The 851-nt window shown below is 58.4% G+C and carries 1 protein-coding gene and 1 pseudogene; one reads left to right on the top strand and one right to left on the bottom strand.

The genetic code is table 11. The features are described 5' to 3' along the window. Window positions 1-460 (bottom strand): DUF6328 family protein (locus tag B879_RS23990; RefSeq protein WP_040401578.1); only part of this gene is annotated, 460 nt, incomplete at its 3' end. Window positions 461-635: 175 nt separating this feature from the next. On the opposite strand from B879_RS23990, the pseudogene B879_RS23985 reads away from it, so the two are divergent. Then, window positions 636-851: pseudogene (locus B879_RS23985) on the top strand (hypothetical protein); the annotation flags it as partial.

The raw sequence follows: 851 nt of genomic DNA, 5'->3' as shown, positions 1-851 counted from the left end.
CCGAAGAGGTGGGTTTGATGATCCTGGGCAGGAGGACCAGTAGGAACACCACAGCCGCCATCACCACCCCGCCAATGATCGAGCCAAGGACCCAACCGTAAAGGACCTGCACCACGAACCAGACGCACCCAGCCACCAGCACACCCACACCGAGAACCACCACCTTGGAGATGATATGGCCCATGTGCACGGTGGTGACCTTGACCCGTTGCCCAAAGAGATGCCGGTGCACGGCAACGGGAGTCACCAGCAGGACGATCAACAAGGCAGAGAACACTAGCAGGCCCAGGTATAAGATCCGTTCTGGGTGCTGAAGCCTGGTAAAACCGCTTTGGAAAGGAAGGACCACGAGGAATGCTGCCAAGATCTGTGCCCCGGTTTGCATCACCCGCAGCTCCTGCATGAGTTCGTTCCAGTTCCGGTCCAGGCGCTCTTCGACACTTTCGTTGCGACCGTTCATGGCGCTCCTTTCCGGTCGGAGCCGGCTGTCAGGGCAGGGTGCCAGACCGTTGGATTCGGTCCGTCTTTTCCTGATTCTCCCCTGCCTCTCTAACCTATCTAAGACGGGGTCCAATGGGCAGGAAAAATCAGGATCAGCACGAGCATTAGCCGGCGAACGAGTCTAAGCTGGCAAGATGAGCGCCCATCCATTCGACTTGCTGACCGTTGACCAACTGCGCCATAACGGCTCGTTGAAATGGACCGAATACCGTGATTCTCTGGGTGCTTGGGTGGCAGAAATGGACTTTGGCACGGCCCCCGGTGTCATTGCCGCGGCGCAGGAAACCCTAGCCAACGGTTTGATCGGTTACGCGCCTACGCAGCTGGTCCACGACATGCAGCAGGCCACT

The organism is Cecembia lonarensis LW9 (assembly GCF_000298295.1).
In the GTDB taxonomy this organism is placed as follows: domain Bacteria; phylum Bacteroidota; class Bacteroidia; order Cytophagales; family Cyclobacteriaceae; genus Cecembia; species Cecembia lonarensis.
Note: the sequence above shows the minus strand (reverse complement) of the source record. Positions and strands in the feature narration are given on the sequence as shown.